Source organism: Luteococcus sp. H91 (genome assembly GCF_038433135.1).
In the GTDB taxonomy this organism is placed as follows: Bacteria; Actinomycetota; Actinomycetes; order Propionibacteriales; family Propionibacteriaceae; genus Luteococcus.
In genome coordinates, this window is the sequence record NZ_JBCDMV010000031.1 from 60,108 (window position 1) to 79,368 (window position 19,261).

12 protein-coding genes are annotated in these 19,261 nt (G+C 69.5%); 5 read left to right on the forward strand and 7 right to left on the reverse strand.

Features of this window, described 5'->3' with window-relative positions; all coding sequences use genetic code 11:
* Positions 1-107 precede the first annotated feature (107 nt).
* The 3 genes from AAEX57_RS14620 to AAEX57_RS14630 form a co-directional block, all read right to left on the reverse strand.
* On the reverse strand, positions 108-1,028 hold the full coding sequence (locus AAEX57_RS14620; protein ID WP_342093087.1) for an EamA family transporter: 921 nt from the start codon (positions 1,026-1,028) through the stop codon (positions 108-110).
* A gap of 83 nt (positions 1,029-1,111) precedes the next feature.
* Positions 1,112-2,008, reverse strand: a complete 897-nt coding sequence (locus AAEX57_RS14625) for a phosphatidylinositol-specific phospholipase C domain-containing protein (RefSeq protein WP_342093088.1) — start codon at positions 2,006-2,008, stop codon at positions 1,112-1,114.
* A 90-nt stretch (positions 2,009-2,098) separates the two neighbouring features.
* Positions 2,099-2,713, reverse strand: coding sequence for a TetR/AcrR family transcriptional regulator (locus AAEX57_RS14630; protein WP_342093089.1), 615 nt, complete (start codon positions 2,711-2,713; stop codon positions 2,099-2,101).
* A 124-nt stretch (positions 2,714-2,837) separates the two neighbouring features.
* On the opposite strand from AAEX57_RS14630, the gene AAEX57_RS14635 reads away from it, so the two are divergent.
* Positions 2,838-5,717: an MMPL family transporter gene (locus tag AAEX57_RS14635; RefSeq protein ID WP_342093090.1), complete on the forward strand. Its 2,880-nt coding sequence runs from the start codon at positions 2,838-2,840 to the stop codon at positions 5,715-5,717.
* Between the two features lie 8 nt (positions 5,718-5,725).
* A complete protein-coding gene (locus AAEX57_RS14640; protein ID WP_342093091.1) occupies positions 5,726-8,515 on the forward strand; it encodes a YhgE/Pip domain-containing protein in 2,790 nt (929 codons plus the stop codon).
* A gap of 758 nt (positions 8,516-9,273) precedes the next feature.
* On the opposite strand, the gene AAEX57_RS14645 is transcribed toward AAEX57_RS14640, so the two are convergent.
* Positions 9,274-11,418 carry a suppressor of fused domain protein gene (locus AAEX57_RS14645; RefSeq protein ID WP_342093092.1) on the reverse strand — a complete coding sequence of 715 codons (2,145 nt, stop codon included), beginning with the start codon at positions 11,416-11,418 and terminating at the stop codon, positions 9,274-9,276.
* A 292-nt stretch (positions 11,419-11,710) separates the two neighbouring features.
* Here AAEX57_RS14645 and AAEX57_RS14650 point away from each other — a divergent pair, with 292 nt between their 5' ends.
* From AAEX57_RS14650 to AAEX57_RS14660, 3 genes are all read left to right on the forward strand, one after another.
* The gene (locus AAEX57_RS14650) at positions 11,711-12,490 is read left to right on the forward strand and encodes an Fpg/Nei family DNA glycosylase (protein ID WP_342093093.1); all 780 of its coding nucleotides are present in this window, start codon (positions 11,711-11,713) and stop codon (positions 12,488-12,490) included.
* A gap of 124 nt (positions 12,491-12,614) precedes the next feature.
* Positions 12,615-14,282 carry a phosphodiester glycosidase family protein gene (locus AAEX57_RS14655; RefSeq protein ID WP_342093094.1) on the forward strand — a complete coding sequence of 556 codons (1,668 nt, stop codon included), beginning with the start codon at positions 12,615-12,617 and terminating at the stop codon, positions 14,280-14,282.
* A 165-nt stretch (positions 14,283-14,447) separates the two neighbouring features.
* Complete coding sequence (locus AAEX57_RS14660; protein ID WP_342093095.1) at positions 14,448-16,739, forward strand: esterase-like activity of phytase family protein; 2,292 nt, start codon at positions 14,448-14,450, stop codon at positions 16,737-16,739.
* Positions 16,740-16,826: 87 nt separating this feature from the next.
* Here AAEX57_RS14660 and AAEX57_RS14665 read toward each other — a convergent pair whose 3' ends face one another.
* The 3 genes from AAEX57_RS14665 to AAEX57_RS14675 are packed head-to-tail and all read right to left on the reverse strand — an operon-like array spanning position 16,827 to position 19,113.
* The gene (locus AAEX57_RS14665; RefSeq protein ID WP_342093096.1) at positions 16,827-17,003 is read right to left on the reverse strand and encodes a hypothetical protein; all 177 of its coding nucleotides are present in this window, start codon (positions 17,001-17,003) and stop codon (positions 16,827-16,829) included.
* Between the two features lie 50 nt (positions 17,004-17,053).
* On the reverse strand, positions 17,054-17,764 hold the full coding sequence (locus AAEX57_RS14670; protein ID WP_342093097.1) for a response regulator transcription factor: 711 nt from the start codon (positions 17,762-17,764) through the stop codon (positions 17,054-17,056).
* Positions 17,761-19,113 carry a sensor histidine kinase gene (locus AAEX57_RS14675; RefSeq protein ID WP_342093098.1) on the reverse strand — a complete coding sequence of 451 codons (1,353 nt, stop codon included), beginning with the start codon at positions 19,111-19,113 and terminating at the stop codon, positions 17,761-17,763. The genes AAEX57_RS14670 and AAEX57_RS14675 overlap by 4 nt, the downstream gene beginning before the upstream one ends.
* Positions 19,114-19,261: the final 148 nt, after the last annotated feature.

A 19,261-nucleotide genomic window follows, 5' to 3' on the forward strand; every position in this document is an offset into this window, starting at 1 on the left:
CAATTCTCGGAAGTGGCGGCAGGATACCCCTCGACGGGCTCGGGGGCCGTGGTCACCAAGGGGAATGTTGACGGGCCCGGGCGCGGGGACCCTTGTGGGACGCGGGTCTACAGACCCGGCGGCTCGGTGTGGGGCGTCGGATCGGGATGGTCCTGGCGCCGGCGCAGCGCCCGATTGCCGACACCCAGCGCCAGTAGTACCCCCGCGACGGTGATCACGGCCCCCACGATGCCCAGCGGGGTGGGCACCTCGCCGTTGTAGAGCCAGGCGGTGACGGCGCCGATCACCGGCACGAACATTGACCAGGGTGCCACCGTGGCGGCGGAATGCCTGCTCAGCAAGAGGTTCCAGATGCCATAGCCCAGCATGGAGGCGGCATAGGCGACGAAGGCCACACCGGCCAGGGATCGCATGCTGGCCTGCTCGATCGCGGCCCAGGCGCTGGCCGGGCTCCCCTCCAGCCAGAAGGAGGCCAGCAGCAGCGGCACGGGTGGCACCAGCGCCGACCAGACCACCAGCGAGAAGCCGCTGCGCGGAGGATGCCGACGGGTGATCACATTGCCACAGGCCCAGCTGGCGGCCGCGGCGACGCACAACAGGAAGGGCAGGGCCGGTGCCGCCGCCACATACTGTGCCCCGACGACGGCCATGCCCAGCAGGCCGATCAGGATGCCCGCCACCTGCGCCCGGTTCGGCCGTTCCCGCAACAGCATCGCCGCGATCACCACGGTGAACAGGGTCTGAACCTGCAGCACCAGCGACGCCAGCCCGGCGGGCATCCCCAGCATCATGCCGGTGTAGAGCAGCCCGAACTGCAGCGCGCCCATCGTCAGCCCGGAAAAGAGCACCGGCCAGAAACCCATCCGCGGCCGCGGCACCAGGAAGACCGCGGGCAGGGCCACCAGGGCGAAGCGCAGAGCAGCCATCAACAGCGGGGGCAGGCTCTCCATCGCGATCTTGGCGCCGACGAAGTTCACGCCCCAGACCAGGATTACCAGCATCGCCAGGCCGACGTCGCGTCGTGGCATCAGGTCCTCCCTGGTCGGCTGGTGCTCGGATCGCCTCAATGTAGCGGGTGGGACGCCCCCGCGTGGCGGTGTCCGCGGCTGCCTCAGAGGTTGCGGCGCCAGAGCTGGGCGGACTGCTCGTCGGTGATGAAATCCAGCAGCACCACGCCATTGCGCTCGGGGAGGTGGCCGGTGCCCCGGGCGGGCAGCTCGTCGAAATGCGTGGCCAGGGCCGGTTCGAGCAGCTTGGCGGCGCCCAGGGGGGTCAGCCGGACGCCATTGGAGGAGGCGTGCACGCTCCACATCCGGCCATCGCCACGGGCGGCGCGGGCCCGACGCAGGTGGTCGGTGACCCCGGGCCACTTGCGCCCCTCCCAGCAGCGACGGCTGTCGATCCGCCAGTCGTCGGCCACCTGCCAGGTGCGGTGGTCCAGCCCCGCGAAGCCGGCGCTGCGGGTGACCACCACCACCTTGCCGCGGGCCTGCGCCAAGGTGGGCACCCGTCGGGAATCACGCAGCAGGCCACGAAAGCGGGTGCGGATGCCGGCCCAGCTGCGGGCCAGCTCGGCCGCGTCGCTGCGCGAGTACTCCTGGGTGAGGCAGAGCAACACGCTCTCGGTGGGGTGGGCCAGCAGGAAGTCCTGGCACGCCTCCAACACGTCGTCGAGCGTCAGCCGTTGGAAGAACTGGTTGTGGTGGATCCGGAAAGTGCCGCGGTGGTGCCTCACCCGGATGTCCAGGTAGCGCACCCCGGCGTCGAGTTGCTCCCGGACCGGGCGGGACTGGCACGCGACCCAGCGGCCGCCACGGGTGGCCCCGGAATTGTGGGTGCCGGGAATCGTCAGGCAGTCCAGTCGCAGCGAGGGATCGAGCGCGCCCATCCATTCCTGCCCCAGCACGGGGCGGGGCGGCCTGGCTCGGCGGGGCTGCAGCGGCTGGAGGGGCTGGCGAAGGGGAGCAATCGGGGCAAGGGCACTGCCGTCGAGTCCTCGCAAGCTCATGGGCCGAGCTTTCACCGTTCGGATGGCGGGAGTCCGGCGCCCGGATGACGGCTGGTTGAACTTCGGGTGTGGGGCTGATCGCCGCTCGGGTCAGGTGGGCGCAATCATCGAGTGCAGCACCAGCCCCAACTGTTCGGCGGCGGCGGGGGAGGCGGAGCTCTCGCCGCGGATCAGCTGGTCGAGCGCGGTCTGGTCATAGACGGCGTGCAGCAGTGAGATGGCCTGCTCGGTGTCCACCGTGAGCCGCAGCCCGGCGGAGCGCAGGCCGTCGCCCACCAGCCCGGCGAAGAGCGGCGTGACCCCGGCCTCGAAGGCGTTGAAGGCCCCCCGCAGGGCCGGTTCCCGGGCGGCGTAGAGCCGCAGCTCGCTCATCACCAGCACCGTGTTGGCGTCCTCGCCGGCCGCGGCAATGAACTGGCGCAGGGTCTCAGAGATCCGTTCCGGCAGGTCCAAGCTGGCGTCCATCCGCTCGATCGCCGAGCGCGCGGCCACCAGGTGCCGGTCGCACAGCGTCTCCAGGATGGCGATGCACAGCTCGTCCTTGGAGTCGAAATTGGAGTAGAAAGCGCCCCGCGTGAAGCCCGCCGCCTCGCAGATCTCCTCGACGCTGGCCCCCAGCACACCCTTGCGCGCGATCACCGGGATGGCGGCCGCCACCAGCCGCTCGCGGGTTGCCGCCCGACGGGCGGAGGTGGGGGTGCTCACGGGGATCCTTTCGGGGTCGACTTCGATTGGAAGGCTATGACGGGTTGAGTACACTCCTGTATCGGATACACCACTGTATCGAACATCATAGGACCCACCGTCCGCACTGCCGCACTGGAGAGTCATGTCTTCCTTCCTGTACCGCCTGGGCCGCGCCTGCTACCGGCACAGCCGTCGCGTGCTCGCGCTCTGGCTGGCGGTGCTGGTGGTCTTCGGCGCCCTGACCGCGGTCTTCGGCGGCAAGTACAGCGACAACTTCTCCATCCCCGGCGCACCCTCGCAGGTGGCGCTGGACAAGCTGCACCTGACCTTCCCCGAGGCGGCCGCCATGTCCGCCAATGCCCTGGTCATCCTGCCCGAGGGGACGACGACGAAGGATGCGGCCGCCCAAGCGGGGATCGAGCGAGTGGTGAAGAGCTTCGGCACCGACGCGATGGTCACCCGGGTCACCAGCCCCTACGACAAGATGACCACCGGCCTGCTCAGCGACGACGGCCGCGCCGCCATGGTGCGGCTGCAACTGGACCGGACGATGGCGACCATGACCGACGCGGACCGGGCGCAGCTGGTGGACGTCGGCAAGCGGCTGGAGGCCGAACTGCCCGCCGGCGCCGAGATCAACCTGGGCGGCCAGGCCTATGCCGTCGAGGTGCCCACGATGGCCGCCACGGAAGGGCTCGGCCTGATCATCGCGCTGGTGGTGCTCTTCGGCACCCTCGGCTCGATGATCGCGGCCGGGCTGCCGCTGCTGACCGCGGTACTGGGCGTCGCCCTGTCGATGTGCCTGATCATGCTGGCCGCGGGCCTGGCTGATGTGAACTCCACCACCCCGATGCTGGCGGTGATGCTGGGTCTGGCCGTCGGCATCGACTATGCGCTGTTCATCCTCTCCCGGCACCGCGAACAGCTGCGCGGCACCCCGGAGCACCCGGGCCTGGACCCGGAGGAGTCCACCGCGCAGGCCGTCGCCACCGCCGGATCCGCCGTGGTCTTCGCCGGCCTGACGGTGTGCATCGCGCTGATCGGGCTGGGGTTGGCCAACATCCCCTTCCTGACGGTGATGGGCGCCTTTGCCGCCGTCGCCGTCGCGCTGGCCGTGGTGATCGCACTCACCGCACTGCCCGCCTTCATGGGGATGCTGGGCGAGAAGATGCGTCCGCATGCCCGCAGGGTCAAGGCCAGCAAGGCCAACAAGCGCAATCCCGATGCGCGACATGCCCAGGTCGCCCGGCGCCGCAGCATCTTCGACTGGTGGGTGGGGGTGGTGACCCGCTTCCCGGTGGTCACGCTGCTGGTGGTCACGGTGGGCCTGACCGCGCTCTCGGTGCCCGCCGCGAGCCTGCGGATGAGCCTGCCCAATGCCGGCCAGCAGACCGCCGGCACCCCCGCCCGGGTGGAATATGACCTGGTCACCAAGCATTTCGGCCCCGGCCACAATGGCCCGCTGATCGTCACCGCGGACATCCTGGCCAGCAAGGACCCGGTGGGCATCATGAACAAGCTCAAGGCGGACATCGAGGCCACCGAGGGCGTGCAGCAGGTGCTGATCGCCACCCCCAATCGCAATGCCGACACCGGCTTCGTTCAGGTGGTGCCCACCACCGGCCCCGACGACCCGGCCACCGGGGAGCTGGTCAAGCGCCTGACCGACAAGCACGACGACTGGCTGGCCACCCCCGGCACCGAGACGGCGGTCACCGGCCAGACCGCCATCCAGATCGACATCTCCCAGCGGCTGGCCAATGCGCTGCTGCCCTTCGGGATCTTCGTCGTCGGCCTGTCCTTCGTGCTGCTGATGATGGTCTTTCGCTCCGTCTGGGTGCCGGTGAAGGCCACCGTCGGCTACCTGCTGAGCGTCGGCGCGGCCTTCGGCGCCACCCAACTGGTCTTCAACCAGGGAATCGGCGCGCAGGTGATCAACCTGGAGAAGCCCACCCCGATCATCAGCTTCATGCCGATCGTGATCATGGGCATCCTGTTCGGCCTGGCGATGGACTACGAGGTCTTCCTGGTCAGCCGGATGCGGGAGGACTACGTGCACGCGTTGCGGCGCAACCCCGGCATCGACAAGCACGCCGCGGCCCGGGAGGCCATCCTGAGCGGCTTCAAGGGTTCCGCGCTGGTGGTCACCGCCGCCGCGGTGATCATGTTCGCCGTCTTCGCCTTCTTCGTGCCCGAGGGAATGGGGCCGATCAAGCAGATCGCCTTCGGCCTGGCGCTGGGCGTGGCCGTCGACGCCTTCCTGGTGCGGATGACCCTGGTGCCGGCCGTGTTGCAGCTGCTGGGCGCGGGCGCCTGGTGGCTGCCGGGCTGGCTCGACAGGCTGATGCCGGTGCTCGACGTCGAGGGCGAGGGCCTGCACCGGGAACTGGAACTGGCCGACTGGCCCACCCCGGTGCACACCGAGGCGCTGCACGCGGAGGCCCTCGCCGTCGAGGGGATCTTCGGCGCCACCAGCCTGCACCTGGACCCCGGCCAGGTGGCGGTGGTGCAGGGCGACTCCTATTCCCGACGGGCCCTGCTGCTGTCGCTGTCCGGACGGCTGGCCGCCACCGCCGGCACCGCCCGGGTGGCGGGGCAGTTGCTGCCCGGCCGCAGCGCCGACGTCCGGCAGGCCACCGCCCATCTGGACGCCAACAGCGCGTCGAGCCTGCGGCATGACCTGGCCGCGGCGCTCGGCCGTGAGCCGCGGGTGGTGTTCGTCGACGGCGCCGACGCCCTGGCCGGGCCCGACCTGACTGCGCTGGACAGGGCCATCGATCGGGCCCGTCGGGCCGCCGCCGAGGTGGTGGCCAGCAATGGCTCCGTCGCGGGTGCCCCGGCCTTCGTGCTGGGCCTGCATGATCGCGACGCGATCGCCCGCTGGCGGCCGGAGCACACGATTGCCCTGGTCAGTCGCGACTCCCAGCCGGAGGCCCTGCCCGCCACCGTCGGCCCAGCCAGCGCCAACTTCCCAGCCAATCAGGGCGGTTCTGCTGCCCACCAGCTCACCGAGAGCCTGTGAGGACCACCATGAAGCTCCCGTCCTTCCGCCCCGAACGCCTCAACAGCCACCGGCCGCTGCGCCGCTGGAGCCTGTTGGCCCTGGTGCTGGTGCCGATGCTGCTGGCCGGCGTGCTGCTGGGCACCGCCTGGGGTCGCGACGACCGGCTGAGCCGGATCACCGCCGCCGTGGTCAACACCGACAAGGCGGTGGTGGTCAATGGCCAGCAGGTGCCGATGGGCCGCCAGCTGGCCGCGGAGATCGTCGCCAAGCAGTCCAAGAACATCACCTGGGTGCTCAGTGACCCGTCGGATGCCGCAGAGGGCCTGGCCAGCGGCAAGTACGCCGCCGTCGTCACCATCCCGGAGGGCTTCTCCGCCGCAGCGACCAGTGTGAAGAGCGCCGACGCCGCGCAGCAGGCCACCATCGACGTGCAGACCTCGCCGGCCTCCGCGGTGCAGGACGCGGAGATCGCCCGGCAGGTGGCCGACCTGGCCGCGCAGAGCACCAATGCGATGCTCACCGGCGGCTACCTGGACAAGATCTACATCGGCTTCAACACCATGGGCAAGCAGCTGACCAGCATCGGCAATGGTGCTTCTCAGCTGGCCAGCGGCGCCGAACAGCTCTCCGACGGCACCAGCAAGGCCGCCGAGGGAACCGGTGAACTGGGCAAGGGAATGGCCCAGCTGGCCACCGCGGGCGACCAGCTGGCCAGCGGCGGAACCGAGCTGGTGACCGGCGGCAGCAAGCTCTCCGACGGCGGAACCGAGCTGGTGGCGGGCGCCAGCAAGCTCGCCAGTGCTGGCGACCAGGTGGTGGCCGGCGGCAGCAAGCTGACCACGGGCGGCAGCCAGCTGACCACGGCCGGTGACAAGCTGACCACCGGTGGCACCGAACTCGCCACCGGCGCCACCGAGTTCAGCGCCGGCGTCGCCAGCTACACCAAGGGAACCGGCCAGGTGGTCGACGGCATCGGCCTGCTCGCCAGCGGGATCAACCAGCTGGAAGCCGGGCTGGCGAAGTCCACCGGATCGGGATCGGGCCAGTTCGGCCAGCTGGAGCAGCTGAAGACCGGCGCCCAGCAGGTGGCCGGCGGGGCGGCCGGGCTGTCGTCGGGCCTGGGCAAGTACCAGGGCCAGCTGGAGGCCTGGCGGGACGGCAAGGCCCCCATCCCGTCACAGGTGCTGGATGGCTACACCAAGCAGTTCGGCGCGCAGTGCTCCAGCCAGATCGCCGACGGGATGCGCACCGCCGTGTCCAAGGAGAATGTCGCCAGGTACCAGGCGGCGCTGCAGCAGCAACTGGCCAAGAGCCTGGCCCAGCTGCCGCCCGAGCTGGCGCTCACCGAGCAACAGAAGAAGGCGATCCTGGCCAATGCCAAGATCCCGCAGAGCGAGCAGCTCGCCCAGATGCTGGCAGATCCCAAGCTGGCCGGACAGGTGGCCGGCACGGTCTGCCCCCAGATGGCCAAGGCCGCCGAACCGGTCTTCGAGGGCGGTTTCAAGGCCGGCACCGGCACCGCCGCCGCCGCGCTGGACGTCAAGGATGCCAAGACCGGGCAGAGCCTGAAGTCCGGTGCCTCCGCGCTGGCCGACGGCTCCGCCCAGCTCTCGTCGGGCATCACCACGCTGGTGGACGAGCTGCCCAAGCAGATCGCCGGCCAGCTGGCCGAGCTCAGGGCCGGGGTGAAGAAGCTCAGCGACGGCGCCGACACCCTGGCCACCCGGTCCGAGCAGCTGAAGACCGGCGGGGTCAAGCTCAACACCGGCGCCACCCAGCTGGCCACCGGCGTCGGCAGCTACACCGCCGGGGTTGGCAAGTACACCGCCGGGGTGGACGGCCTCATCGGCGGGGTCGGCGCCTACACCAAGGGCGTCGGCGAGTATGCGGCCGGGGTGAACACCTTCACGACGGGTGTCGGCACCTATGCCGCGGGGGTGGGCAAGTACACCGCCGGCGTCGCGACATATGCCGACGGCGTCAGCCGTTACACCGACGGTGTCGGCGAGGCCAACGACGGCGTGCAGGAGCTCGCCACCGGCATCACCAGGCTGAGTGCCGGCTCCGCCAAGCTCGCGGCCGGCGGGCGCAGCTTTGCCGACAAGATCTCCGACGGCGCCAAGCAGGTGCCCAACTACTCCGCCGACCAGCGGGAGAAGCTGTCCACCGTGGTGGCCACCCCGGTTGCCGGCGGGGCCGACCAGATCACCACGCCGCTGAAGCAGGTCACCACGCTGCTGCTGGTGCTGGGAAGTTGGCTGGGGGCGCTGGCCACCTGGCTGCTGGTCCGCCCGGTGGCCTCCCGCACGCTGACGTCGTCGCGACCCAGCTGGCAGCTGGCGGCCGCGACGATGGTGCCCGGCGCGACGGTGGCCGTGGGGCAGGCCGTGCTGCTGGGCATCATGGGCTCGACGGTGATGCATCTGGGCCTTGGCCGCGGTTTCCGGCTGATCGCCTTCCTGACGCTGACGGCTCTGACGTTCACCGCGGTCAACCATGCGCTCGCGGCCTGGTTCGGTGGAGTCGGGCGTGGGGTGGCGGCGGTGCTGGCGGCGGTGACCGCCGCGGTGGGCCTGGTCTCCGCGGTGCCCGAGCTCTTCACCTCGATCCACGGCGCCAGCCCGCTGGCCCCGGCCCTGCGCGGGCTGCGCTCCATCGTCGCCGGCGCCCCGATGGGCGTCGGCCCGGTGGGCACCCTCGTAGCGCTCTGGCTGCTGGCCGCGATCGCCGGGCTGCTCGCGGTGGTCCGTCGCCGCTCGCTCACCCCGGGCCGCTACCGCCGCGCGTCGGGGGCGCCCAATCGGCCGGGATACTGATGGTGGACTGTTCTCACATCGGAGGCAGTGGTGGCGAGGGGCTGTACGGCGAGGACGGCGAGCTGAGCGCAGGCTGAAGTCCAGAGCGGCCTATTGCTTGGAAAGGGGCGGTATGAGGGGAACGGATGAGCCGTACCAAGAGTGGGAGACGCGACCCTCTTTTGAGACGAAGGATGGGCGGCGCGTATACCCGTTGTACGCGCCTGCGCACGAAATGCAGTCCAACCATATTTGGGTCTTCGACATCGAGGCCGATCCGCTGGACCCCAGTGTGGAGTACGCGCTCAGGAAAGACCATCAGATCGGGTTCCTTGATTGGGATGGGGACAGGATCACCTATGTGGAAACCGGGCGGGCGCGGCCCATGCAGAGTGAGCCCTCTTGGGAGCGTCAAGGCATCGCGACAGAGATGCTTCGCCTCGCCCGTGAGATGACGCCCCATCTTCTCCATGCACTCTGCCGGGATCGTGTGTCCGACGCGGGAGAGGCATTCGTGCGCGCAACCAACCCGGAACAGGCATGCAACAACGACTGCGGAGAAGGTTGTCGCGGGCGAGGCCCGAAGAACTGCTCCGAGGGCGCCTCTCCTCGTGGTCCCGGCCGAGAGAAGGCGGTTCGGAAGTGATCTGAGAGGCCAGTCGGGAGTATGGATCCCGGCCCTACAAACGACTAGGCGTGTCCGGTCGGGAGCCCGGGGCTCGAGGCGCTCGCCCAGCCCCGGTCCCCAAGCTTGTTGAGGGCGGTGACCCCGCGGGATCTCAACCCTGCTTGGGAACCACCCGCCAGACCAGGCCAGGGAAGCTGAGCAGCTGGTAGTCCCCGGGGTGCGGCTGCAGCGATCGCCCCAGCTCCTCCAGCATCTGTGGCGTCGTGTTCACCACCAGCTGGTTCTGGCTGACGTGGATCTGCGGCTCCGGGCTGGACTGGAAGCCCAGCAACATGTGCTGACCGTTCTGGTTGCGCTCCAGGGCGAAGCGACGGCCGAAGGGCAGCCGCAGGGGCAGCAGGGTGCGCAGGGCCGTCGCACCCTCGGGGTCGATCGTCACCATCGTCTGGCCCGGGGCAGTCGGCTGCCAGTGCAGGGTGTCGGCGAAGATCGTGCCGGTGTTGGAGCCGTCGCGGCGCAGCCCCTCGTCGTGGGCGGCGCGTACCTGCGGATCGGTCAGCACCGACGCCCGATCCAGCCGGGTGATGCCCAGTGGCACCCGGCTGGTCAGCAGCTCCAGGAACTTGGAGCCGCTCCAGCCGGCCATGGCGTCCAGCTCGTCCTCAGCGATGCCGACGACCTGCACGAAGGACACTCCGCCGGCCGGGGTGCGGATGGCGCCCAGCTGCGGATCGGCCATGAAACCCAGCCCGGTCAGCCCGGTGGGTGCGGCATTGGTGATCGGGCGGGCCAGGCGCATGTGGTCGCCGACGACGAAGTCATTGCCGGAGCCGAGCACATAACGCGCCAGGAACTGCAGCTCCGTCACCGGCCAGATCGGCGGCTGTGCGCCCTGGTCGGCGGCTGCCGGATCCGCCAGCCGGTAGGTCAGCTCATAGCCGCGGCCCGACGTGGCCCGCGGGTCATCGGAGCGATTGCGCAGGTAGATGTCGCTCAAGCCGTAACCGATGTAGTGCCAGTGCGGTTCGCCGTTGGTCTCCCGGTAGACCGCCACCAGGCTGAGCGGGTCATTGCCGCCCATGAAGTGCGGTACCTGCACCCGGAAGTGGAAGGCGGGCTGCCCGGGGTGTGCCGCCTCACAGGCCGCGGTGATGGCATCCCAGCCCGCCTGCTCGTCATTGACCGGCCGATCTTGCACTGGCTGGGTGTTTGCCGAGCCGGCGCCAACGGCGGCCGCGTTGGTCAGATCGGGTTCCGGGAACGGACGGTCGCCGGGATTCGGCGTCGTCTCCACGGCCCCGCTGGGCTGGTTGACGGCCGCCGACCCCGCACCGAGGCTGGCCGCCTGCGCGAGATCATGGTCGGGCGCGGGGGCAGGGGCAGCCTCATCCGGATTGCCCGGCTGCTCACCCGGCTGGGCAAGAGCGGCGGAGCCAGCTCCGAGAGCGGCGGCGGCCGCCAGGGCGTCGGCATCGACCGGATCGTCGGACGTTCCCTCCTGGGAGATCGGGCTGGAGGGCAGCGCAATGGTTTTGCTCAGTGGCTGCTGGGGGGCCAGAGGCTCGGCCGACGGGGCCTCGGCGGCGGACGCGGCGCCGACATTGGCCGCCGCGCTCAGCTCCGGTTCGGCGCCCACGGTGTTCGCCTGGGCGGCGGCCTGTTCCGGCTTGGGCGCCCACGGGTTCGGCGGTGGCGCGACGGTGGATCCGGTTCGCGTCGGCGGCTGCTGCTGACCGGGATTGCGGGGCGGCAATCCGGTCTGGGCGGGTGAGCCGGGCTCCGGGAATCCCTGCGGCTGCGGAACCTGCGGGGTGGGCATCAGCGCTCCCGGCCGGCCGAACTGCCCACCGGCGGGCTGGGCCGGTGCCTGCTGGGTCGCGACGGGAACCACCCGCCAGACCACATTGCGCAGGCTGGGGGCGTGGAACTCACCCGGCGTCGGCTGCAGTGCCGACCACAGCTCGACCAGCACCGGCTCAGGCACTCGCAGCAGACCCTTCTGGGGGGTGAACTCGGCGATTCCCGACGGGTCGACCACCAGGTACAGCTCGCGTCCCTGACCGGCCACCACCAGACCCTGGCCGTAGGGGGTGCGGCGCGGCAGAAGGTGCCGGATGCCGTACACCGCATTCACGTCCAGGGTGACCAGATTCTGCATCCCCACCTGGATCTCCAAGGTCTCGGCCGGCACGCGCTCGGTCGGATCAAAGGGGAGGGGTTGGCCGGGGGCGGGGGCACCCGTCGTCGGTGGAACATTCTGGTTCGAGCTGCCGAGGAACTTGTCGAGGAATCCCATGGCGAAAGTGAAGCAACCCCAGGGGTCATGCAGGTGAACGATCAACTGCCGGGACCACCACCGCATTGCCGCCCCGATGGCGCCGCTGGATTCCGAGAATCGACCTCCAGAATCGGTCCGATCCGAGGGCTCGCACGAAGGGTTTGTCCGGTGCCCACATCTGGTGGTCATTTCTCGGAACAGGTGGCGGGAGACCCGAGCGGTGCTGCTGCTCGGCAACGACCGAACTGCCCAGCATTGATCCAGCGGCTCGGCATTGAGCCAGCGGCTTGGGGACTGCCATGATGCGGACATGCCCGAAGGCGATGCCGTCTTTCGATCCTGCGCCCTGTTGCACGACGCCCTGGCCGGTCACGAACTGACCCGGGCCGAACTGCGGGTGCCCCGAGCCGCCGCGGCAGACCTGACCGGCCGCCGGGTGCTGGAGGTGGTGCCGCGGGGCAAGCACCAACTGATCCGCCTCGATGGCGGCTGGACCGTGCACACCCACCTGCGGATGGACGGGGTGTGGAAGATCCTGCCCGTCGCCGCGCCCACCCCGGGCCCGGCGCACGAGATCCGGGCGCTGCTGACCACCGCCGAGAGACAGGCGGTGGGGTTGCGGCTGGGGATGGTGGATCTGGTGCCGACCGACCATGAGGACGAGGTGGTGGGCCATCTGGGGCCGGACCTGCTGGGGCCCGACTGGGACGAGGCGCTGGCCGTGGCAAACCTGCGGCGGGAACCCGGCCGCAGCATTGGCGAGGCCTTGCTGGACCAGCGAAACCTGGCCGGGATCGGCACCATCTACCGCGCCGAATCCCTCTTCCACCAGCGGATCCATCCGCGTACCCCGGCGGGTGAGGTGCCCGATCTGCTGGCCCTGGTTCGCACCGCCCAGCGCCTGCTGGCCGCCAACCAGGGCCCCGGGCGATGGGTGCCGACCGCGTCGGGGCGAGACGGCCGCTGGGTCTACGGCCGGGCCGGCAAGCCGTGCCCCCGGTGTCGCACCCGGATCCAGTGTGAGGAGTTCGGCCCGGACACCCAGGAGCGGCTGAGCTGGTGGTGCCCGCGCTGCCAGCCGCTCGGCTGACCACCCCGACCGCCGGTAACGGGGAGGGCCGCCCCGAGGGCGGCCACGGCACCTTGTCCACTGTTCACCGAACGATCACGCAATCTGCCGGAAACGTTGTGCCGTTTGGGATGTGATGGCTCGCATGCGTACTCACCCCACTCTCACGTCCATCCGTTCCGCCAAGGGCCTCGCGGTCGCCGTCATCGGCACCACGGCGCTCACCCTGCCGCTCGCCGTCCCGGCCAATGCGTCGGCGCAGCACCCCGTCCCCCAACAGGCCGTGGCCAACAAGCAGCCCGCCCCGAAGCCCGCTCCCGAGCTCAACCTGGGTTCGCCCGACCAGGCCGAGACCCGCACCTCCACCCGAGTCCAGCGAGGCGTCACCCACACCCTGATCACCCGCGGCAGCACCGACCCGTCGCTGCGCTGGGTGGTTGAGGTCAGCATGCCGTCGTTGGCCAGCAGCCCGGATCCGAAGGGCCCTGCCCGCTCGGTGCAGGACAAGGCCGCGGCCGAGGCACAGCGGGCCAGGATCGAGGCTGCCGGCTTTCCCGCCAGCATCGAGCCGGTGCGGCAGCCCGAGGTTGCCGATCTGGGCGCCAGCACGCTGGGTTACCGGCTGCGACTGGATCAGCGCCCCACCACCCAGGCCGAGGCGGACAAGCTCGTTGCCGCCCTGAAGGCCAAGGGCTTCGCCGGGCGCAGCTGGTACACCGGTTGGGATGGTGACGTCGCGGCCAAGGGCCCGTGGCGGATCCACGTCCTGACGATCGACCCGCAGACCTTCACCGGCAGGCTCGGTGCCACCTATGGGCCCGATCTGGCAGAGCGGGAGACGACCACCGAACTGGCCGGTTACACCCGCGCCAAGGCCATGATCAACGCCGGCTTCTTCGTGATGGATCCGACGGCGGGCGCCGAGGGCGATCCGGCCGGGGCCGGGGTCTACAACGGCAACCTGGTCTCCGAGACCATCACCGGCCGACCGGCCCTGGTGCTGCACCCGGATGCTCGGCGCACCCGGGTGGTGCAACCGGTGTGGAAGGGGGAGGTCACCATCGGCCGGCAGCGCCTGCAGCTCGATGGTGTGAACCGGGTGATCGGCCTGATCCGCAACTGTGGCGGGGATGTCACTGATTCACCGACCAGCCTCCCCCTGCATGACGCCACCTGCCAGGACGAGGCGGAGGCCGTGGCCTACACCCGGGCCTTCGCGCACCGCACCCCGAAGGGCGAGGGGGCGGAACTGGTGCTGCGCCGCGGCAAGGTGATCGCGGTCAAGGCGCAGCGCGGCACGCTGCTGGGCCGTGGTCAGAGCTCGGTGCAGTTCACTGGGCGCCAGGCACAGCGGGTGCTGGCCAGCGCCCGGGTCGGACAGCGCGCCGACGTGAAGCAGTACCTGACCGATGGCCGCAAGCGACTGGATCGCAAGGGCACCACCGTGGTCAACGGTGGACCCGAGCTGGTCCGCTCCGGGCAGCTGCACGTCACCCAGAAGCGCGACGGGATGAGCCAGGCCACCAACCCGTCCTTCGACTACGGTTGGGTGTTGCAGCGCAACCCGCGCACCTTCGCCGGCACCGACGCCAAGGGCCGCACGCTGCTGGTCACCGTCGACGGCCGACAGCTGACGAGCCTGGGCCTGAGCATTCCGGAGGCGGCGCAGGTGGCCAAGGACCTGGGCATGGTGAATGCGATCAACCTGGACGGTGGCGGTTCCACCGCGATGGTGCTGAATGGCCAGCTGGTCACCAGCCCGTCGGATTCCACCGGCGAGCGCCCGGTGGGCGACGCCATCTTCGTGCGCTGATCCTCGCACCCACAAGGACTGCAATTCTGGCGCGTCCGCCAGGGTTGCAGCCCGTGCGGGCTCCCATCGCAGCGGACCACCCGGAGGAATCCGGACCGCAGTTGTTCACCAAAGCCTCACCGGGTGCTTACCTGAAGCTCGGCTGAACCCGGTTGGCTGGGAATCATGCGTACCCCACACACCACTCGCCTCGCCGCCGTCGCCCTGGGCACGGCCGCGCTGGTGCTGCCCCTGACCGCCGTCACTCCCGTGCAGGCCGCTCCCGCGGACCAGCCGGCGCCGAAGGCCGTCAAGACGACCAAGACCGTCGTCCCCACCCTGGACGCCCGCGCCTCGCTGAGCGCCGACTACGTCGCCAAGGGGCCGGAGTCCGGCGCCAAGGTGACCCCGGCCAATGGCCGCAAGGGGCCCTTCCCCGGCCAGGTGATCCCCGGCTTCTCCGCGATGGCCGAGATCGGCAACGGTTCCTACTGGGGCCTGCCGGACAACGGCTTTGGCGCCAAGGCCAATTCCGACGACTTCCTGCTGCGCATCTACCAGGTCAAGCCGCGGTGGGAGACCGTCGACGGCGGCAAGGGCAGCATCAAGGTGCAGAAGTTCGTCCAGCTGCGCGACCCCAACCACAATGCCGGCTTCAAGATCGTCAACGAGCACACCCGTCAGCGCAACCTCACCGGAGCGGACTTCGACGTCGAATCGCTGGTGGTGGCCAAGGACGGTTCGTTCTGGATCGGCGAGGAGTTCGGCCCCTACCTGCTGCACTTCAGCAAGGACGGCGTGCTGCTCAGCAAGCCCGTCCCGATGCCCGGCGTCAAGAGCCCGTCGAGCCCCGACCTGGGCAAGGGTGAGACCGCCAACCTGCGCAATTCCAAGGGCTTCGAGGCGATGGCTGCCAGCCAGAACGGCCGCTACCTGTACCCGATCCTCGAGGGCTACCTGAACGGCGACGACAAGCGCACCCGCGTGATCAGCCAGTTCGACACCCGCACCAACAAGTACACGGGCCGCACCTGGAAGTACCAGGCCGACACCGATGACAACCTGGTGGGCGACGCCTTCATGACCGACGGCAAGAAGATGCTCGTCGTCGAGCGCGACGACTTCTGGGGCGCCAAGTCGGTCACGAAGCGGATCTACGAGATCGATCTCAACCGTCAGGAGAAGGACGGTTTCCTGGCAAAGAAGCTGGTGGTCGACCTGTTGAAGATCGACAATCCGGCCGGGATCGGGATCAAGAATGACCCGGGTTACGGCGTCGGCAAGACCTTCCAGTTCCCCTTCCAGAGCGTCGAGACCGTGGTCCGGCTGAAGGACGGCCGGCTGCTGATTGCCGACGACAACAACTACCCCGGCAATGACGCCCGCAAGCCCGGTGCCCCGGACAACACCGAGATGATCATCGTCGACCTGGCGAAGAAGAAGGTGCCCGCCGCCAGCAAGGAGCACACCGTCTTCTCCCACCGTGGCGCCTCCGGCTACCGCCCCGAGCACACCTTGGCTGCCTATGAGGAGGCCATCAACCAGTGCGCGGACTACATCGAGCCTGACCTGGTGAGCACCAAGGACGGTGTGCTGGTGGACCGTCACGAGAACGAGATCAGCGGCACCACCGACGTGGCCACCCGCCCCGAGTTCGCCGACCGCAAGGCCACCAAGACCATCGACGGCGCCAAGCTGACCGGCTGGTTCACCGAGGACTTCACCTTGGCCGAGCTGCGGACCCTGCGTGCCAAGGAGCGGCTGCCCGAGCTGCGTCCCCAGAACACCACGTTCGACGGCCTGTACCAGGTGCCCACCTTCGACGAGGTGGTGGACCTGGCCCGTCGCTCGAAGACCTGCAGCGGCAAGCCGGTCGGTGTCATTCCGGAGATCAAGCACGGTAGCTACTTCGACTCCATCGGGCTGAGCCAGGAGGAGGGCACCGTCAAGGTGCTGGAGGCCAATGGCTATGGCAAGAAGAAGTCGCCGGTGCAGATCCAGAGCTTCGAGGTGGGCAACCTCAAGGAACTCAACCAGATGACCAAGGTGCAGCTGGTGCAGCTCATCGGTTGCTCCGGCGCGCCGGCGGATCTGGAGGCCGAGGGCAACACCACCACCTACAAGGACATGGTGACGGCCCGGGGCATGCGACAGGTGGCCAAGTACGCCGACAGCGTCGGCTACTGCAAGGACGTGATGATCCCCCGCAAGAAGGACGGCTCGCTGGGCAAACCCACCGACGCCATCAAGAATGCGCACGCCGCGGGGCTGCCGGTCACCGGCTGGACCTTCCGCGCCGAGAACTCCTTCCTGCCCAAGGAGTACCGCAGCAGCGCCAATCCGGCCGAGATCGGTGACATGAAGGGCGAGGTGAAGGCCTTCCTGGCGGCCGGGATGGACCACGTCTTCAGTGACCAGCCGGATCTGGCCGTGCAGGCGGTGGCCGAGTACAGCGCCGCGCAGCAGAACGGCCGCTGACTCGCCCTGGTCACATCGCAGACCGATCGCCCGGTACCCCCGCAGGGGTACCGGGCGATCGGTCTACTGGTGAATTGTCTCGAGGACTCAGGCGATCCAGATGATCCGGATCCGCCCGCCCTCGCCGTAGGCGCTGACCTGCTTGGCGGTAACGGTGCTGGTGGCGGTCTGCGGGGCGGCGGCGGCGGGGCTGATGGCCACCATGCTGACGAAGGCGATGGCGGAAACGATGCTGGCGAAGATCTTTGCGGGGGTTGTGGTCATGTGCACGACGTTAGGCAGAGCTGGTGAATTGAGCCACCCTCAAGGTCAGCTCAGGGTTGAGGTTTCACCAGCCCCGTGTCGTAGGCCAGAACCACCATCTGGATCCGGTCGCGCAGGTTCAGTTTGGCCAGGATGTGACCGATGTGGGTCTTGACCGTTGCCTCCGCCAGGAAGAGCTTGCCCGCGATCTCCGAATTGGTCAGTCCGCGGCCGACCTCGGTGAGCACCTCGCGTTCCCGCTCGGTGAGTGCAGCCAGTCGCTGTTCGGCGGTTCGTTGCTCGGCGGGCCCCGACGGCAGTGAGGGCAGGAAACGTTCCAGCAGGCGACGGGTGGCCGAAGGGGCCACCACCGACTCGCCGGAGTGCACCGCGCGGATGGCGGCCAGCAGCTCCGCTGGGCCGGCATCCTTCAGCAGGAAGCCACCGGCTCCCGCCTTGAGCGCGGCATAGACGTACTCGTCCAGGTCGAAGGTGGTCAGCACCAGCACGCGAGGGCCCGCGGGCCCGGAAGCCTCCCGTGCCTCGGTGATTCGACGGGTGGCCTCCACCCCGTCCATCACCGGCATCCGGATGTCCATCAGAACCACGTCGGGGGCCAGCTTGACGGCGGCGGCGACCGCGTCGGCACCGGTGCCCACCTCGCCGACCACCGTCATGTCGGCCTGCGCGTCCAGCACCATCCGGAAACCGGCTCGCACCATCTCCTGGTCGTCGGCCAACAGCAGCCTGATCTGGCCCGGCGTGGCGGGGGGAGTGGTCATGGTGAGGTCCTCTCGGGATGGGCGGGCATGGGGTGTGTTGGGACAGGCGGAGTCGGGGCGAGTGGAGCCGCTGAAGTGGGCGTCGGTGAAGTGTGCGCCGAGGCTGGGGGAGGTGCGGCGGCCTGGCTGGGCAGGGTTGCGAACACCTCGAAACCCCCGCCGTGACGCGGCCCGGCATTGAGCGTGCCACCCCAGGCTGCCATCCGTTCGCGCATCCCCACCAGGCCGTGACCCAGGCCGTCGCTGCTGGTGGGCCCGGAGCCGGTGTCGGCCACCCGAATGCTCAATCCGTCGTGGCCGTGGGCCAACGTGACGTCCACGGTGGCGCCGGCGCCGGCATGCTTCATCACATTGGTCAGCGACTCCTGCACCACCCGGTAGACCGCCATCTGCGCGCCCTCGGAGAGGGTGCCATGTGAGTCGGCGTCGCCCAACACCCGGAAGGTCGCCGGGATGCCGGCGCCGCGCAACTGTTCCACCAGCTCGCCGATCTGGTCGATGGTGGCGGAGGGAGCCAGCTCCAGATCCTCACCGTCCTGCCGCAGCACGCCCACCAGGCGTCGGGTCTCACCCAGGGCGGTGCGAGCGGTCTGCCCGATGGTCTCGATCGCCCTGGTCACCTGCGCCAGCCGGGCCTCCGGATCCCCGAGCTCACCATGTGAGGCCAGATAACCGGCCCCGTCGGACTGCACCACGATCACGCTCAGCGAATGGGCGACGATGTCATGCATCTCTCGCGCCAGCCGGTTGCGCTCCTCCTGGGCGATCAACGCGCGCCCCTGGGCCCTTTCCCGCTCCAGCGCCTCGGCGCGCTCCTTCCAGGACTGGTGCGTCAGGTCCCGCTGTCGGGCCCACTGGCCGGCAAACCAGGTGGCGGCCACGATTGCGACGCAGGGAATCGCATTGGCCGCTATTCGGATCAGGGCGGCGGGGGCACCCGCGCTCGACTCGCCGGGCATGTTGAGGCCCCAGTCGAGCCCGGCCAGCGCACAGCCGGCCAGGGCAATCCACAGACATCGTCGCGCCCAGCGCTGCTCGCCATAGCGGGCGACGGCATAGACCATGATCGGCGCCGTCAGGTTGCTCGGCAGGACCGAATCGTTCAGCAGCAGCTGCAACAGATGAGGCGGAACCAGGGCCAACGTCGCCGCCACGGGAAAGGTGCGGCGCCAGACCAAGGGCAGGAAGAAACTGGCCGACCAGACCAATACGAACCACCCGGGGAGCTCTCTCAACCCCCAGCCGTCGGCCAGCCCCCCGATGGCGAACAGCCCGATGAAGGCGGCCAGCACAACATCGCCCCACCGGGGCTTGAACCGGTGCAGGCTGGGGGCGGATTGGACTGGCATGGCGCCAGCCTAGGTGTTGGTGGCAGGGACGTTCATGACAGTGCGCGGTTTGACGTAAAGGGAGGACCCCCGCTGGGCTGTGGCTTGTCGAAGGTCACATCTCAACAACGGAGGTCCTCATGCCCCACTCTAAGGCCCGGCTCAATGT

Excerpts from the sequence above, each read along its gene's own strand:
- AAEX57_RS14655 (WP_342093094.1), top strand. The coding sequence starts at position 12,615 with ATGCGTACTCACCCCACTCTCACGTCCATCCGTTCCGCCAAGGGCCTC.
- AAEX57_RS14660 (WP_342093095.1), top strand. The coding sequence starts at position 14,448 with ATGCGTACCCCACACACCACTCGCCTCGCCGCCGTCGCCCTGGGCACG.
- AAEX57_RS14635 (WP_342093090.1), top strand. The coding sequence starts at position 2,838 with ATGTCTTCCTTCCTGTACCGCCTGGGCCGCGCCTGCTACCGGCACAGC.
- AAEX57_RS14620 (WP_342093087.1), bottom strand. The coding sequence starts at position 1,028 with ATGCCACGACGCGACGTCGGCCTGGCGATGCTGGTAATCCTGGTCTGG.
- AAEX57_RS14640 (WP_342093091.1), top strand. The coding sequence starts at position 5,726 with ATGAAGCTCCCGTCCTTCCGCCCCGAACGCCTCAACAGCCACCGGCCG.
- AAEX57_RS14645 (WP_342093092.1), bottom strand. The coding sequence starts at position 11,418 with ATGGGATTCCTCGACAAGTTCCTCGGCAGCTCGAACCAGAATGTTCCA.
- AAEX57_RS14670 (WP_342093097.1), bottom strand. The coding sequence starts at position 17,764 with ATGACCACTCCCCCCGCCACGCCGGGCCAGATCAGGCTGCTGTTGGCC.
- AAEX57_RS14665 (WP_342093096.1), bottom strand. The coding sequence starts at position 17,003 with ATGACCACAACCCCCGCAAAGATCTTCGCCAGCATCGTTTCCGCCATC.
- AAEX57_RS14675 (WP_342093098.1), bottom strand. The coding sequence starts at position 19,113 with ATGCCAGTCCAATCCGCCCCCAGCCTGCACCGGTTCAAGCCCCGGTGG.
- AAEX57_RS14625 (WP_342093088.1), bottom strand. The coding sequence starts at position 2,008 with ATGAGCTTGCGAGGACTCGACGGCAGTGCCCTTGCCCCGATTGCTCCC.
- AAEX57_RS14650 (WP_342093093.1), top strand. The coding sequence starts at position 11,711 with ATGCCCGAAGGCGATGCCGTCTTTCGATCCTGCGCCCTGTTGCACGAC.